Origin of the sequence: Roseibium sp. (assembly GCF_965232425.1) — a bacterium.
Taxonomy (GTDB): domain Bacteria; phylum Pseudomonadota; class Alphaproteobacteria; order Rhizobiales; family Stappiaceae; genus Roseibium.
In genome coordinates, this window is the sequence record NZ_OZ246971.1 from 3883749 (window position 1) to 3899977 (window position 16229).

At 61.4% G+C, this 16229-nt stretch carries 14 protein-coding genes; 2 read left to right on the top strand and 12 right to left on the bottom strand.

The features are described 5' to 3' along the window. Nucleotides 1-166: 166 nt before the first annotated feature. The 12 genes from ACO08A_RS17685 to ACO08A_RS17740 all read right to left on the bottom strand — a co-directional run bounded on the left by ACO08A_RS17685 (nt 167) and on the right by ACO08A_RS17740 (nt 13762). Nucleotides 167-1345, bottom strand: a complete 1179-nt coding sequence (locus ACO08A_RS17685) for a helix-turn-helix domain-containing protein (protein WP_422037291.1) — start codon at nt 1343-1345, stop codon at nt 167-169. Between the two features lie 174 nt (nt 1346-1519). Next, nucleotides 1520-3283: a serine hydrolase domain-containing protein gene (locus ACO08A_RS17690; RefSeq protein ID WP_422037292.1), complete on the bottom strand. Its 1764-nt coding sequence runs from the start codon at nt 3281-3283 to the stop codon at nt 1520-1522. A gap of 365 nt (nt 3284-3648) precedes the next feature. Continuing rightward, a complete protein-coding gene (locus ACO08A_RS17695) occupies nt 3649-4401 on the bottom strand; it encodes a DUF1028 domain-containing protein (RefSeq protein ID WP_422037293.1) in 753 nt (250 codons plus the stop codon). Between the two features lie 15 nt (nt 4402-4416). Continuing rightward, nucleotides 4417-6204, bottom strand: coding sequence for a gamma-glutamyltransferase family protein (locus tag ACO08A_RS17700; protein WP_422037294.1), 1788 nt, complete (start codon nt 6202-6204; stop codon nt 4417-4419). Nucleotides 6205-6240: 36 nt separating this feature from the next. Then, nucleotides 6241-7122, bottom strand: a complete 882-nt coding sequence (locus ACO08A_RS17705; protein ID WP_422037295.1) for an ABC transporter permease — start codon at nt 7120-7122, stop codon at nt 6241-6243. Beyond that, nucleotides 7119-8066, bottom strand: a complete 948-nt coding sequence (locus ACO08A_RS17710) for an ABC transporter permease (RefSeq protein ID WP_422037296.1) — start codon at nt 8064-8066, stop codon at nt 7119-7121. The genes ACO08A_RS17705 and ACO08A_RS17710 overlap by 4 nt, the downstream gene beginning before the upstream one ends. A 61-nt stretch (nt 8067-8127) precedes the next feature. Further along, nucleotides 8128-9633 carry an ABC transporter substrate-binding protein gene (locus ACO08A_RS17715; RefSeq protein ID WP_422037297.1) on the bottom strand — a complete coding sequence of 502 codons (1506 nt, stop codon included), beginning with the start codon at nt 9631-9633 and terminating at the stop codon, nt 8128-8130. 1 nt (nt 9634) lies between these two features. Then, complete coding sequence (locus ACO08A_RS17720) at nt 9635-10762, bottom strand: ABC transporter ATP-binding protein (protein ID WP_422037298.1); 1128 nt, start codon at nt 10760-10762, stop codon at nt 9635-9637. Then, the gene (locus ACO08A_RS17725) at nt 10759-11784 is read right to left on the bottom strand and encodes an ABC transporter ATP-binding protein (RefSeq protein ID WP_422037299.1); all 1026 of its coding nucleotides are present in this window, start codon (nt 11782-11784) and stop codon (nt 10759-10761) included. The genes ACO08A_RS17720 and ACO08A_RS17725 overlap by 4 nt, the downstream gene beginning before the upstream one ends. Further along, nucleotides 11777-12487, bottom strand: coding sequence for a FadR/GntR family transcriptional regulator (locus tag ACO08A_RS17730; protein WP_422037300.1), 711 nt, complete (start codon nt 12485-12487; stop codon nt 11777-11779). The genes ACO08A_RS17725 and ACO08A_RS17730 overlap by 8 nt, the downstream gene beginning before the upstream one ends. A gap of 229 nt (nt 12488-12716) precedes the next feature. Next, nucleotides 12717-12971, bottom strand: coding sequence for a hypothetical protein (locus ACO08A_RS17735; RefSeq protein WP_422037301.1), 255 nt, complete (start codon nt 12969-12971; stop codon nt 12717-12719). 2 nt (nt 12972-12973) lie between these two features. After that, nucleotides 12974-13762, bottom strand: a complete 789-nt coding sequence (locus tag ACO08A_RS17740; protein ID WP_422037302.1) for an aldo/keto reductase — start codon at nt 13760-13762, stop codon at nt 12974-12976. Between the two features lie 97 nt (nt 13763-13859). Here ACO08A_RS17740 and ACO08A_RS17745 point away from each other — a divergent pair, with 97 nt between their 5' ends. Continuing rightward, nucleotides 13860-14783 (top strand): LysR family transcriptional regulator, encoded by a 924-nt coding sequence (locus tag ACO08A_RS17745; RefSeq protein ID WP_422037303.1) that lies wholly within the window; start codon nt 13860-13862, stop codon nt 14781-14783. Between the two features lie 72 nt (nt 14784-14855). Further along, nucleotides 14856-16190, top strand: a complete 1335-nt coding sequence (locus ACO08A_RS17750; protein WP_422037304.1) for an MFS transporter — start codon at nt 14856-14858, stop codon at nt 16188-16190. Nucleotides 16191-16229: the final 39 nt, after the last annotated feature.

The following is a 16229-nucleotide window of genomic DNA, read 5'->3' on the forward strand; positions in this document are numbered from 1 at the left end:
CCGGTATCGTCCTGTCCGGCAGGCAAGGAACATGATTATTGGCCGGGACAACGTAGCGGTACGTTTGCCAGGCGTGGAAACGTGGCTTCAAGCTGAGAGACCAGGAGCCCGTGCGTTTGCGGACCCGCGCCCGAGTGAGAATGCGTGAAGTTGAAACCCGTGTTCTCTAGTTTCCCGCCCGGGCCGACTTGTAGGCGGTCGGTGTCTGCCCGGTTTCGCGCTTGAACGCGGAATAGAATGCCGATCTGGAGTTGAAACCGACTTCATAGGCAATGGCGAGGACCGTTGTCTCGCCCTTTTCGACAAGCGGCATCGCTTCCTTTATGCGCCAGCTGTTTATGAATTCGAAGAAGGATTGACCAAGGTTCTGATTCAGGGTTTGCGAGACATGGTTGAGGGACACCCCTACGTGCTGTGCCAGCATGCTGAGCGTCAGGTTCGGGTCGCGATAGAGGCGGTCCTGATCCATTGCGCGCACAAGCTTTCGGGCGATGCGCTCGGCCTGTGCCGGATCCAATGCGCTTTTTTCATACTTCCGGTCTTTCGGGATATCGATTTTGGCCAGCGTTCTGGTCGCACTATCCAGGTCCGGAGAAGGGCGCAAACTCCACAGAGCCAGCGAAAAGACAACCACCAGGACCAGGACACTGTCGAACAGGGGGCCTACAAAATCCTGCCCGCCCTGGAGGATCATGATCTGCCCGATCAGATGTTGCAGGACATAGATACCAAGCGCACACGCCAGAATGGACACCCAACGCAGTTCCAGGCCTTCGGTGCTTGCATAAACCTGTTTCAAACGGTCGACATGCCGGGCCTGCGTGAGCAAAACCCAGGCGACATAAACAGCCCATTGCACGGCGAGCGCGATGCTCAGAAACATGAACCCATAGTGCAGGAACGTGAGGAAGAATGCCGCAAGTCCTGAGGTTCCGCGTTCATTCCAGGTGATCTGCGCGACATCCAGATAGAGAAACGCACCGATCGCAAACACCGTGGCGACACCGGGCAGCAGGAAATGCAGCCAGTTTCCCGTTTCGCCGCCGGTTTTCGGGGTCAGGCCCGCAATACTCCTGACATAGGCAAAAAAGAGCGGTCCAAGCCAGAAATTTGCAGCGAAACCGGCCAGCTCGGATCCGGCCCGGACAACTTGCGGTGCCGTTTCGATCAACACGCTGAATACGGAGTCGATCTCGCTGATCACAAAGACCGCAAAGAACGCAGTCAGGAACGTGCGTGACGGATCGATCCGTCTTTGCTGCCAGCCAAGCAGGGTGGCCAGAGCGGCAACGGACAAAGTGGCCGCGACCGTCGCGGCGTGTATTGTCTGGGTGTCGAAAGTCATTTCCAGCACGTGCCCGGGGCAAATGTAGCGCGTTTCGCACCATGACTATCCGCAAGACCGATCCAGCTCAACGGTAGCAGGTCCGGTTTTGTCCGCGCCGGACGGGAAGGACAATTTGACTGAACATCCGGACGACACGTGGCCGGTGTGATGGAGAGATCGAAGGCGGGGCTGTCACCAGGTCAGGGCAGCCGTTGGCAGGTTCCACTTCCAGGCGGCAAACAACGACCAGACAAAGAACGGTACTGCCGCGAATACGGCGAAGCGCTCTCCCATGCCGGTGTGCCGCTTGCCGTTGGTCGACGAAAGCCAGACTGTGACCGGCAACAACGATACAGCGCCGACCCCATAGAGGACTGTCATGGTCCACAACCCGGCGCCGGGCGAAGCGGCCATGGACAGATCATCGCCGTGTGTTGACTGATCGAGCACCTCCGTAACTACGGTGATGATGCCGATCCAGGTCAATCCCTGCCACAGTGGCAAGCTCGAAATCCGTTGTCGCGCCCGCCAACCGGAATAGGCACTTGCCAGACATAAAAGCGCCCCGGCCAGGGCTGTCCAAAGGGCCGAGTCCAGCGAAGCTTGCGTGTGCCAGAAATGCAGCCTGTCAAAGCTGTGAAATCCGCCGTCGAGATGGGCGCCGGTGATGTGTCCGTGATTGGTGCGCCGGAACCCAAGGCGTGTGTCGCCCTCAGGGGTTTCAAAATAGTCCTCTCCAATCGCCTCGAACCGGCGTGTGTGACCCAACCCGGTAACCAGGAGCGCGTGGTTCTCCTGGGCTGTGACAGTAAATGCAGTCTGATAGGGCACGACAACACGGTCCAGACCGGTGTCATTGCGCCGCGTGGTCAGGTAGCGGCCCTCGTAGGCGTGAAGGCAGGTCATGTTGCAGGTCGTGTACGCGGCCGACGGTCTTTCGTGCGGCGCGGCAATCTCGCGAAGAAGGCGGCGCGGCAGCGCCATCAACCCGTCGCCGCCCGGGCCGTTGGCGGCGACAAAGATCCCGATATCGAGCGCAGGCACGAGCGTCATGCCGGACTGAAACCCGAAATGTGAGCCGCCGTGATGATAAACCCGGTGCCCGGCCCAGGTCCCGGTCCAATACCCGAGACTGCGCCCCGCGAAGGCCCGACGGCCCGGCCAGGCGGTGCGTTTCATGTCCGCAGCCAGGTTGGCAGATGATATGGCACCTGCGCTGCCAGAACCGGTACGCAGCAGGAACTGCATGGCACGCGCCATGTCGCGCCCGGTCAGCGCAAGCCCCCCGGACGGTGTGTGGATGGCTGCGAAAGGTTCCGGGTCGATGGCATGATAGCGACCGTCCCGCCAGACGTGAAACGGGCTGACGGTGCCTGCCTTCCGGGGGGCATGCATAAAATGAGGGTCATCAATCCCCATCGGGGTAAGGACCGCCTCCGCAAGATAGGTTTCGAAGGGCAGACCAGAGACCGCCCGGACGATCGCGCCGAGCAGGACAAAGCTCGCATTCGAATAGGCAATCACATCTTCCGGCGGGCGCACCTGTTGCGGCAGAACCTTTGAGATGTGGTCAAGTTCGGTCGTGGCTGAAAGCTTGTCATGCGCAGCGAAGTAGCCGCGATAACGATCTTCAAGTCCGGCCGTATGGCTCAGAAGATGGAGGATGCGGATGTCGCCAAACCGCTGGTTCAATTTCAAATCCGGCAAGTGCCTTGCAACCGGCTCGTCGAGCGCAAGCCGTCCCTCCCTTGCAAGCTGCAGGATCGCGAGCGCCGTGAACACCTTCGTCACGGAGGCCAGCGGAACCTTGTCCTCATCAGGTGTCATCAATCGCCCGGTCCTCGCGTCGGCCAGTCTGTAGCCTTTCGAGAGGATGACATTGTCGCCGGAGACGATGACCACAACCGCGCCGGCAACGGCATCCTGATCCAGCACGGTGGTGACCAGTCCATCCACGAAACCCTCCAGATGGGGCTGCTGGAAGGGCGTTGGCTCGGCTTCGATCGTTTGAACAGAAAGACATAAAACAATGCCCAGACACAGAACAAGCCGCACGAGGCCGCATGCACGCTGACCCTGAATACGGATCAAATCGATGGATGTTCTGAACATTTTCAGCGCAATCGGAGCCGGGAAAAGTTGTCAATGGGCCAGCAAGATACATCGAAGTATTCTTCGCGCGTCGTCCTGCCGTATCGGCGGAGACAGCGCGGCAGTGGCTAAAGCCCGCCCGAAAAGGTTCCGGACAATGGAAGCCGGCCGCCGGACTCGGTTTTCCCAACTCGGCTTCGTCGCTGCAGTGGCCATTGAACAGGCTACCTTTAGGCCGCCGGTGTCGCAAATGATGCGCTGGGTCGTCCGGTCCTTTTTCTTTCGGCCTCCAGTTCGGCGATTTTGCGGTCGATTTCGGTGCGGTCGAGAAGGCCGTGAATGTTGCCGCGTGTCGGCATCAATTCGGCGAAGTGAAGGTAGCGTTCCTGGGCAACCGCGTAGAGGCGGCGCAGTTCTTCCAGCGGGGCTCCATGGTCGTCGGCGCGGATGTCGAGCCATGGATAGTCTTCGTCATGAACGATCCTGAGAGCGGCCGACTGACGCCCGCGCTTGTCGCCGCCGGCCGCCTCTGCGGCGTCCATTGCGGTCAAAAGCCGCTCTTCGAGAGGCAGGCCTGCGTTTGCCAGGCAGCTTTCCATGGCGGCATCCACCACTTGCGGTCCGGCCAGCATGTTTCCGGCGACAGTGACGTTGTCTTCGATGAGGTGACCGCACCAGTCGATGCATTTCTCACCGGTGAAGGCGGCGGCCCGCCCCTTTGCATCAATGAGATGGATCTGGCGCGAATGGCGTCCCTCGTCGCGGTCAACGATGGTGTCGATCACCCTTTGCGCCGAAACGCCGGAGCGCAGGAGGGTCAAACCTTCAGTCCCGTAGAGAGGACTGACCAGTGCCTGGGTGGCGATCGCGCCGACCTGTCCTGCCAGGTGCGGCACGACGGCCCCGGCGGCGAAGAAACGGCTCGCGACAGCGATACCGAAATATCCGGTTGCCTTGTCACGGGCGACAATCGAAAACGTCATCCGGCGTCCTCCTTCTCATCGGCCTGCCGCGTAGGCCTGCATCAGGCGCGGCGTCGCGCCGGCGCGCAGCAAGCCTGCCGGGTCGCGCGCGGCGACGGTCAACCGGCCGATCGTCCATTCATCGGCCACTTCGACTGAATGTCCCCGGTTCCTGAGGTTCGACAGCGTGTCTGCGCCGAAGCTCTCTTCGGCCATGATGTGGCCTGGTTGCCGCTGGCGCGGATGGAAAGACGCCGGGAAATGGGTCGTGTGAAAGAGCGGCATGTCGAGCGCGGCCTGAAGGTTTCGTTGGTGATGCGCCAGCCGCAGGAACAGGGACAGCTGCCACTGATCCTGCTGGTCACCGCCGGGAGTGCCGAAGGCAAGTGCGGTTCCGTCCTCATGAAACGCAATGCTTGGCGTGAGCGTTGTGCGCGGACGTTTGCCCGGTGCAAGCGAACCTGGCAACCCGTCTTCAAGCCAGAACATCTGTGCCCGGGAATTGAGCGCGAAGCCGAGACCGGGGACAATCGGAGACGACTGCAGCCAGCCGCCGGAAGGCGTGGCGGAAACGATGTTGCCCCAGCGGTCGATGACGTCGATGTGGACCGTATCGCCGCGCTTTTCCGACAAATGCGCCATTGTCGGTTCATAGACGCCGGTTTCGGAGATGCCCGCAGCTTCGATGACGCTCAGCGTGCGTGCGACCTGGTCCTCGAAACCGGGAACGAGGCCCGGACGCAGATCGGTGGAGGCCGTTTCGGAAATGAGCGCGCGGCGGTCCGCATTATAGCTCTCCGACAAGAGCACGTTCAGCGGGACATCGCAGAAATTCGGATCGCCGTAATAGGCTTCCCGGTCCGCATAGGCGAGTTTCATGGCCTCGGCGACAAGATGCACGAATTGCGGTCCGGACGGGTCAAGCGATGCAACGTCGAACCCGCGCAAGAGCGACAGCGACTGCAACAGGACGGGTCCCTGACCCCAGGGGCCGGTCTTCAGGACCGTCCAGCCGTCATAGGCGGCGCTGACCGGATCTTCGTAGGCCGCCGCGTAGCCGGACAGGTCGTCGGCTGTCAGGACAGCCTTGTGGCGGGCTCCGGAGGCATCCATGACCTCGGCGGTTTCAAGATACCGGCCGATCGCTTCGGCGATAAAGCCGCGGTAGAAACAGTCGCGTGCGGCGTCGATCTGGTTTTCGCGGCCGGTGACGGCTTCGGCTTCGTTCAAAAGCCTTGTCCATGTTTCGGCAAGTACCGGGTTCCTGAAATTGGAGTCCGGCGCCGGGACGCTGCCGCCCGGAACCCAGGTCTCATAGGACGTCGGCCATTCGGTCTCGAAGAACTCTTCCAGGCCCGCGATCGTTGCGCTGACCCGTGGCAGCAGGGGATGCCCGTGGGCGGCGTAGTGTATCGCCGGTTCAAGAACGGTTCTGAGCGGCAGGAGGCCATGATCACGCAGGAGCAGCATCCACCCGTCAAAGGCGCCGGGAATGACGGTCGAAAGGAGACCATTGCCGGGGATGAGGTCCAGGTTTTCGGATCTGTAGTGACTGATCGTTGCACCTGCCGGCGCAGGCGCCTGTGCGCAGAGCACCTTGGTTTCGTTCTGGCTAGCATCGTGCAGCAGGACCGGCAGGTCGCCGCCGGGGCCATTGAGATGCGGTTCGACAACCTGAAGGACCAGACCGGTGGCGACTGCGGCGTCGAAGGCGTTGCCCCCGAGTTCCAGCATCCGCATGCCCACCGCGGTGGCAATCCAGTGGGTCGACGTGACGACACCGAAGGTGCCTTTGATTTCGGGTCTGGTGGTAAAGACTGTCATTTGGAATTCCGGGTTTGAGCGTTTCCTGGGTGTTTTTTATGTTTCCCGGGGATCGAGCGCGTCGCGCAGCCCGTCGCCGAGTAGATTGAAGCCGAGGACGACCAGAAAGATCGCGATGCCTGGCCACATCGCCATCCAGGGAGCCTGGGTCATGAAGTTTTTGGCCACGTTCAGCATGGATCCCCAACTCGGTGCCGGGGGTTGCTGGCCGAGCCCGAGAAACGAGAGGCTCGCTTCGGCAATGATGGCTGTTGCAATGGTCAGGGTTGCCTGAACGAGAATGGGCGCGAATACATTCGGCAGGATGTAGCGCGCCAAGAGGACCGGTGTAGACAGACCGATGGCATGGGCGCCTTCGACGTAGTCTTCCGTCTTGACCGCCAGAACCTCGCCCCGGGTCAGCCGGATGAAAATCGGCATTGCGGACAGGCCGATCGCGATCATGGCGTTGGTGAGGCTCGGTCCGAGAAATGCGGCAAGCGCGATCGCAAGGATGAGGAATGGCGTTGCCAGCAGGGCGTCGGTCGCGCGCGAGATGATCTGGTCGATCCAGCCGCCGAAGTAACCGGATACAAGGCCGAACGGGACCCCGATGGAAACGGCGATCAGCACCGATACCACGCCGGCCAGAAGCGACGCCTGTGCGCCCCAGATCATCCTTGAGAGAATGTCGCGTCCCAGTTCATCCGTTCCGAGCCAATGGGCCAGAGAGGGGCCCTTTCGAATGGCACCCCAGTCGGTCGCGGTGGGGTCGGCGATCGGCAATACCGGTGCGAGAACGGCAATCGAGACAAAGAAGACGACCAGCAGAAAACCAACAAAGGCACTCTTGTTGGCCCTGAGCTTCTTCCAGGCGCGGTTGCCGGACCTCGGTTGTTCGCCGGATCCGGTCGCGGGGAGATCGGTAACGACGGTCACAGGGCAGTCCTCATGCGTGGATTGAGGAGGAAATAGAGGACATCGGCAACAAGGTTCATGAGAATGAAGCCGACGGCCGTGCACATGACCACACCCTGGACAACGGCATAGTCGCGGGTGAAAACCGCATCGACAATCAGCTTGCCGAAGCCGGGGATGGTGAAGATCTGTTCGGTCAGCACGGCACCGGCCAGCAGTTCCCCGAACAGGAGAGCGCTCAGGGTGACGATCGGAAGCAGCGCATTCCGGAAGGCGTGTTTCAGAACGACCACCTTTTCCTGCAAGCCTTTTGCCCGTGCTGTGCGGACATAATCCGCCCGCAGCACGCCGAGCATTGCCGAGCGCGTGTGGCGCATCAAAGTGGCCGCCAGGGCGGTTCCGAGCACGAAGGCCGGCATGATCATCGTCTCGAGCGACCTGACGGGATCGACGAACGGTGACTCGTACCCGGATGCCGGCAGCCAGCCGAGATGAACCGAGACAAGCATGATCAGCATGATGCCCAGCCAGAAATTGGGGATCGACAGGCCGGACAGCGCGACGATATTGGCCGTGTAGTCGACGGCGGTGCCTTTCCTGACCGCGGATACGATGCCGGCCGGTATGCCGATGATCATGGCAATCAGCATGGCCATGACAGCGAGCTGGATCGTAACCGGCAGTTTTTCACCGATGAGTTCCAGAACGGGCTGGTTGGTTCGCAGCGATATGCCGAAGTCGCCCTGCAACATGCCGCTGACCCAATAGAAATACTGCACCAGGATCGGCTCGTTGAGGTGATACTTCTCGCGGATGAATGCCAGCGTGTCGGGATCGCGCTCCTCGCCCGCCAGAACCAGCGCCGGATCTCCGGGCAGAAGTTTCTGCAGGAAAAACACGAAGACCGAGACCAGGAAAATAGTCGGAATGGCTATCGCGAGTCGTCTTGCGATGAAAGACAGCATGGTCGAGATCCGCCGGTGAGCGGACCCCGGCGGGAATGCCGGGGTCCGCAGTGTTCGGGACTTACTTGAACTTCACGTTCTCCAGACGGATCATGCCGTCCGGGTAGGGCGTGAAGCCCTCGAGCTTGTCGGAGAGCGCCCAGATCCAGGTGACGTGGTAGAGATAGATGAGCGGCATGTCCGCGTTCAGGATGTCACGGGCCGCATCGTATTTCTCCTTGCGGATTTCCAGATCCGTGGAGGTGCGGGCCGCGTCCAGCAGAGCATCAATCTCCGGGTTGCAGTACTTGCTGTCGTTGATACCGCCTTCACACGTCACGAACTGGTGGATGTTGCCATCCGGGTCCACGCGTCCCGACCATCCGATCTGGCTGGCCTGGTAGTTGCCCGCGGACTGGTCCGACAGAAGGCTGGCGAATTCCATCGACTTCAGCTTGACATTGAAACCTGCCTCGGCGGCCATCGACTGAACAACCTGCATGAGCTGTGTCTGCACCGGGTTGTTGGCGACCTGGACCTCCACATCAAGACTGTCAAATCCGGCTTCTTTCAACAGGGCCTTGGCCTTCTCGACGTCTCTCGCCGGAACCGGGTGGTCCTTGTCATACCAGGGGCTGGTCGGAGGATAGGGCTGGTTGCCGGGAGCAAAGGCGCCTTCGAAGACAACCTGGTTGATCGCGTCGCGATCCAGCGAAAGGCTGAAGGCTTCGCGTATCTTGGCGTCCTGGCCGAGCGGATTGTCGGCGCGGTCACCGTTGCCGACATTGACGGTGATGCCCTGATAGCCAAGGCTCACGGCTTCCTCGTACTGAAGCGATCCGTCATCCTTGACCGAAGCGGCATCCGTTGCTGCGAGGCGCTCCAGCATGTCAAGATCGCCCGAACGCAGGTTTGCGAGACGGACGGTCGTGTCCGGGATGGGCAGGAAGGTGACCTTGTCGAAATTGATGGCGTCCGCATTCCAGTAGTCACTGAATTTTTCCAGGACGATCCTGTCCTGCGCAACCCTTTCGACGAATTTGAACGGACCGCTGCAGATCGGCTTTGCGCCGAAATCGACACCGGCGGCAGCCGCGGCTGTCGGTGACAGCATCATGCCGGAACGGTCCGCAAACTGAGCCAGAAGGGTCGCATCGGGGCCCTTCAGCTTGAACTGGACCTGATGCGGTCCGGTGACCTCGACGGACTCGATGTTCTTGACTTCACTCTTGCGCCGGCTTTCGGGCAGGTTCTGGGAGCGGTCGATATTGGCCTTCACCGCTTCGGCATCAAACGGCGTGCCGTCATGAAAGGTGGCATCGTCACGCAGGTCCATCGTGAGGGTCAGGCCGTCGTCGGACCACGACCATCCCGACGCCAGCTGGGGAATGATCTCCAGATCCGGCGTGATGTCGACCAGCTTGTCGCACAGGGATGCATAGACGATACGTCCGACAAATGTCCGCGACTGATCCGGGTCGAGAACGTCCGGATCTTCCTGGAGGCCGATGCGAAGGTCGGCAGCTGTCGCCGGCGCGATTGCCGACGAAACACCGAGAAGCAGTGCTGCTAGGAGAGATTTACGCATTTCAGTCTTTCCTCTGGGTGGTTGTGCTACCGGGGGCGGGGGCCTGGTTCTTCGACTTCTTCTGGCTCCACTCCCGGTATAGGGAGAAGCGTTTTTCAGTGGCCGCACTTCGGGTCGGCTCTTGTTCTTGTCCGGTCCGTGTTGCCGCTATCTGCCGCCAGTGATGGCAGGCGACCTGGCGTGTTCCATCGGCGGCTTCGAGCGCGGGACGCCTTGTTCCGCAGGCCTGGTCGGCGTGACGGCAACGGGTGTGGAAACGGCATCCGGATGGCGGGTTCAGCGGTGACGGGATGTCGCCCGGAAGATCGGCGGTCATCGCCCGCAGGCCCGGCGCCGGCACCGGGATCGCGCGCATCAGGGCCTGTGTGTAGGGGTGCCGGGGTGCGCCATAGACGGTTTCCGTATCCCCGATCTCGACGACCTCACCGAGATACATGACCGCCACCCGGTCGCTCATGTGCCGGATGACGGCAAGATCGTGAGCAATCAGGATGAGCGTGAGACTGAACTCCGCTTTCAGGTCCTCAAGGAGGTTGATCACCTGGGCCTGCACGGAGACATCAAGGGCGGAAACCGGTTCGTCGGCAACAATGACCTTCGGCTCGCTCGCAAGCGCACGGGCAATGCCGATGCGCTGCCGCTGGCCGCCGGAAAATTCGTGCGGATATCTGTCCGCCATGCTTGCGCGCAAGCCCACCCTTTGCAGCAGAGCGGTGACCTTCTCCCGTCGCTGCGCCTTGCTGTCCTGCGTGTGAACGGTCAGGGGTTCTTCAACGATGGCCCCGACCGTCATTCTCGGATTGAGCGACGAGAAGGGATCCTGGAAGACGAATTGCAGATCCTTGCGCAAACTGCGCATCTCGCGGGCCGGAAGGTGGGCAATGTCGCTGCCTTCGTAGAGTACCTGGCCCCTTGTCGGCTCCAGGAGCCGGACCAGGGTTCTGGCCAGCGTGGACTTTCCGCATCCGCTTTCGCCGACGATCGCAAGGGTCTCGCCGCGCCGCACAGCCAGGTCGACACCATCGACGGCCCGGACAATCGTCTTCTGCTGGAAGAGACCGCCGCCGCGCGTGAAGATGCGCCCGACATCGCGGGCTTCCAGGATCGTATCCTGCGCAAAATGCTTCATACCGCTTCCACCATATGGGTCTCGAGCGGGGCCAGATGGCAGGCGGCCAGATGCGCCCCGGACATGGAAGCCAGTTCCGGCGCTTGTGCTCTGCAGGTCTCTTCGGCAAAGGGACAGCGCGGCGCGAAGCGGCAACCGGGCGGCATCGCGTCGATCGTTGGAACCATGCCGGAGATCGTGGTGAGGCGGCCCTGCCTCTGCCCGAGGGAGGGCAGGGAACTCATGAGCCCGATGGTGTAGGGATGCTGCGGATCGTCAAAAATGGCCTGAACCGGACCTTGCTCGACGATCCTGCCGGCATACATCACGGCAACCTGATCAGCGACCTCGGCAACAACGCCCAGATCGTGCGTTATCATGATCAGTGCCGTTCCCGTTTCCTGCTGAAGCGTTCGCATGAGATCGAGGATCTGGGCCTGGATGGTTACGTCGAGTGCGGTCGTCGGTTCGTCCGCAATCAGGAGATCCGGATCGTTGGCAAGGGCCATTGCGATCATCACCCGCTGACGCATGCCGCCGGACAGCTGGTGCGGATAGTCGTCGAGCCGTTCGGCGGCCGCCGGAATCTTGACGCGATCGAGCATCTCCAATGCCCGCCGGCGCGCATCCGCTTGACTGATCGCCCGGTGGCGCAACACGCCTTCGGCGATCTGATCTCCTATGCGGAAGGCAGGGTTGAGCGACGTCATCGGTTCCTGAAAGATCATCGCCATGCGGTCGCCGCGCAGATCCGCACGGGTCTTGGTCGGCAGTGTCAGCAGATCCCGCCGATCGAAGGAGATCCGGCCGGACGAGATTTCCGCAGGCGGCATGGGGAGAAGACCCATCAGTGCGAGCGCGGAGATGGACTTGCCACAGCCGCTCTCACCCACGATGCACAGCGTTTCGCCGCGGTTGACGCTGAAGGATACTCCATCGACCGTGTTGGCAGGTGCATTCTTGAAGCGGATCGAAAGGTTCTCGACCGTCAGCAGTGGCGGGCTGTCCGGGAGGGATTCCGGATTTTCCGAGCGCTCACTCATTGTCGGCGCTTTCCGGGGTCTGGAAGAGAAGCCGTTCCTGCAGGGAAAGCAGATGCTGACGCATCAGCCGCTCGGCGGATACGGGATCATGGCGTTCGATCGCGTCCACGATGTCGGAATGCTGCGCCTTGTACTGCGTGACCGTCTCGCGGGTGCGCAGGGCTTCACGGACGTGGCGCCAACTGTCGTTCTGACGCATGCGGTCAACAACATCGAACAGCGCGAGAAACAATGTGTTGCCGGCGGCCTTGGCAATGGCCCGGTGCAGCGCGCCGTCCCACAGCTCACGTCCGTCCATGTCGTCTGCCTCGCCGACCTTGTCCGCGACATGACGCATCTGGACGATGTCCTGCGGGGTTGCCCGAATGGCGGCCAGTTGCGCCAGGGCCGGTTCCAGGCGCAGGCGCACTTCCATGACCTCGAGCATGTTGCTCATCTCGGGCAGCTTACTGAGTTGGGGTTCGCCGTCGCTCGGCCTTGATCCGATGAAGGTGCCCGCTCCCTGCCGCCGCCAGATGAACCCTTCGGTTTCAAGAACCTCCAGCGCCCGGCGGACCGCACGGCGACCGACACCAATTTGCTCGGAAAGGTCCCGTTCCGTCGGGAGCTGGCGAACACCGTCCAACGCCAGCTGATCCACCAGAATTCGCAGACGTTCAAGTGCCAGGCTGGAGTTTCTTCGGGTTGGCCGGTCTTCTGTCATATGGGATCTTTTATGGAACCAATTTAGATTGGTTACATTATTTGTCCCTTTTTAAGCGCTTGGCAACAGCTTCGGCAGCATTTTTTCAAAGAAGCGGCTGTCTTGGCGGCAATTTGGGCATTCCGATCCCCGGCCGTGCGCCGGATTTTCTCGAAAGGTTTCCGCCGGTTTTCGTCGCGGGCCCGGGTCGCAAAAGGTGCCCGGATCACATCCCGAGCCTGCCGTTTCCTCAAACCTCCTGTTTTTCCGCCCCGGGCAAACCCGGGCCGGAAGTCTCATTTAGCCACCTGCTCAGGCGCGTGGTGGCAAAGGGCATCGCGCCGTAGACCATCGCGGGGACCATGATCAGCGACAGAATCAAGGTTCGCAGCGGCATGGCCGCATTGCTCAGCACCGGTTCAAGCACGGCAAGCAGCACCGTGATCATCGGATAGACGACCAGCCATGTGAGCAAGGCCATCTTGTGTCTGTTGGGTTTTGTCATCTCTATCTCTCCTGACCGGCTTGTTCTGCGATCTCCCAGGCGCGCCAGTTGTCTTCGAGGTGCGCGATGGAAGTCGTTCCGGGAATGACGATGATGTTCGGTGCGTGTGCAAGCAGCCATGCGATCGCCTGTTTCGGCTCAAGCCTTGCGCCCGCCTTCATGGGATTTGCCCCAAGCGGACCATAGGGAATGAAGGCAATGCCGCGTTCGGCCGCAAATGCAACAAGATCCTGTTCGCCGGTTTCGGCCATGTTGAACCGGTTTTGCACGCTCGCGATCGGGGCGACGGTGAGCGCGCGCTCCAGGTCCTTCAAGGTCACGTTGGACAGGCCGATGTGACCTATGCGTCCGTCCGCCTGCGCTTCCGCAAGGGCGGCGACCGAGACTTCGACCGGCGTTTCGGGATCGACCCGGTGAAGCTGGAACAAATCGATCCGGTCGCGGCGCAAATTGACGAGCGCCTTGTCGATCTGGCGCAGAAGCGTGTCCCGCGACCCGTCCGTGATAATGTTGCCGGGCGCTGGCTTGTCGACGCCACCCTTGGTCGCGATGACCGCGGACCGGCCTTCCAGGGCTTCACCGACGATCCGGTCTGCCGTTTCCGGCCCATAGGCCCAGGCGCTGTCGAAGAAGTCGACGCCCAGATCACTGGCGCGGTGCAGCAGGTCAAGACCCTGCCGCCAGTAGGGGTAGGGACCGAAGTTGCCCGGTTGTCCGGTCAGGCGCATCGCGCCGTAGCCAAGGCGGTTGACGGTAAGCTCGCCGCCGATCGTGAAGGTTCGATTGATCATTGCTCATCTCCTGATGCCGTGTTGATGAGGACAAGATGATCGTTTGACGTCTATTCGTGTAGCCAATTAACGAGAGTATCTGTTATACGTATTGCGTATGAGTAAGACTCTCGACCGCCTGTCGCTGCTGGAAACCTTCGTTCGCATCGCCGAGCGGGGATCAATCAGCAGTGCGGCGCGGGACCTCGGCCTGTCACAGGCCTCGGCAAGCCGGCACCTGCAGGAACTGGAGCGCCGGTTCGGGTTGCAACTGATGCGGCGGACGACCCATTCACTCGCGTTGACACCGGCCGGACAGGACCTGTTGCACGACGCGCGGAGCCTCTTGTCCGGCTGGGATGCGATCCGGGAAAAGCATGCGGATGCGGACGGTGCCGTCCGCGGCCCGCTGAAGGTGGTTGCTCCTGTGGCGCTCGGTCAGCTTTTTCTTGCCGACATCGCCGCAGACTTTCAGATGGCGCATCCGGAGGTCTCGCTGACCTGGGACCTGAACGACCAGCCGATCCGTTTTGCCGAAGTGGGATGTGATTGCTGGATCCGGATCGGCGGCGTGCCGGACGAGACCCTGGTCGTGCGGGAGATCGGACGAGTCGAGAGGCTGGTCGTGGCAAGTCCCGGTCTCGTGGCCGGGTTCTGCCCGGTGACGCAGAGCTCGGTTTCCGACCTGCCGTTCGTCGCCCTTTCGCCATTCGAGGGTGGCCGCATAAGCCTTCGGGACGCACAGGGGCATGACCTGATCTTCGAACCACGCATCAGTGTCGCGACCAACAATATCTTCGCCGTCCACAGGGCTGTCTTGAAGGGGGCAGGGGCTGCCATTCTGCCGCGCTGGTTTGTGCAGGCGGATCTCGACGCAGGCCGGTTGACCGACATTCTGCCTGCCTTGCGCGCGGCGGAACTCAGAATCAACGCGGCCTTCCTCCCCGCAGGACGCCAGCCGAACCGGCTGTCATCGTTTCTGCAACATGTGACGGAACAGATCGCCCTGGTGCCGGGCATTGACGCACCCAAGCCACGTTGATTTTCCGGTGCAGTGTGCGACCATCCGGGACGGGCAACCGGTTGATGGCCCGGAACAGGCAGGCGATCCGACATGGCAGATACCGTTTCCGAATTGACGCCGCCACGCTTGCCGTCGATCCTGCCCATTCTCTCGGTAAATTTCGTCGGAACGCTGGGCTTTTCCATCGTCGTTCCGTTCATGGTCTTCCTAGTCACCGACTGGGGCGGCAATGCGCTGGTTTACGGGGTGCTTGCCTCGACCTATTCGGCGTTTCAGCTCATCGGCGCGCCGATCCTGGGCAGATGGTCGGATCAGATCGGCAGGCGCAAAGTGCTGCTGGTAAGCCAGCTTGGCACTCTGGCGTCCTGGGTGGTGTTCCTCATCGCCTTCTACCTTCCGGCGGATGCGATCGTCAGCGTTGATACCACCCTGCTGGGGCAGTTCTCGCTGACCTTGCCGCTGATCGTCCTGTTCTTTGCCCGCGCGGCAGACGGTCTCACCGGCGGAAATGTGTCGGTCGCAAACGCCTATCTTGCCGACATCACCGATGATGACCACCGCACGGAGAACTTCGGCCGGATGGCCATGTCGACAAATGCTGGCTTCATTCTCGGACCGGCGCTTGCCGGCCTTCTGGGCGCAAGCGTTCTTGGGGAAATGCTGCCGGTGATCGCCGCGCTGTTGATTTCCGTCATCGCGAGCGTGCTGACGTATTTCGGGCTGTCGGATACACATGCGGCGATGCTGCGGACCAAGCCGGGCCTCTCCAATGCCTGCAAGGTGTTCGGACAGGAAACCAAGGAGGTTTACCGCCTGAAGGGATGCCGTCAAACGCCGAAGACGGATCTCATGCGCCTGCCGCGGATCCCGCAACTGATGCTCGTCAATTTTCTGGTCATGCTGGGCTTCAGCTTTTTCTACATCGCCTTTCCGGTCCACGCGGCCACGCGTCTAGGCTGGACCGTGACGGACACCGGTGTCTTCTTCGCCGTCCTCAGTCTTTTCATGATGCTGGTCCAGGGACCGCTGCTCGCCCGTGCTGCCAAGGTGGTCTCGCAACGCCTGCTGGTCACCGGCGGGGGACTGATCCTTGGCCTCGGCTTCGTGTCTCTCTTCTGGAACACGACGCCCGGCATCTATCTTGGGGCACTCCTGATCGCTCTGGGGAACGGGCTCATGTGGCCGACTTTCACCGCCGTCCTGTCCGAATTCGCAGGCAAGGAACACCAGGGCGCCGTTCAGGGACTGGCGAGTAGCCTCAGCGCCGCGGCAAGCATCATCGGCCTGATAGGCGGCGGCCTGCTTTATGACTGGATGACGTCCTGGGTGTTCCTGCTGTCAGCGGCGACGATCACGCTCGCCGCCCTTGTCGCGTTCGCCCTGCCGGATACAGGATCGGGGCAAAGCGAACGTGAATTGGGCTAAAGGGAGGTCAACGACGACAGGGAGGAGACCCCGGGCGTG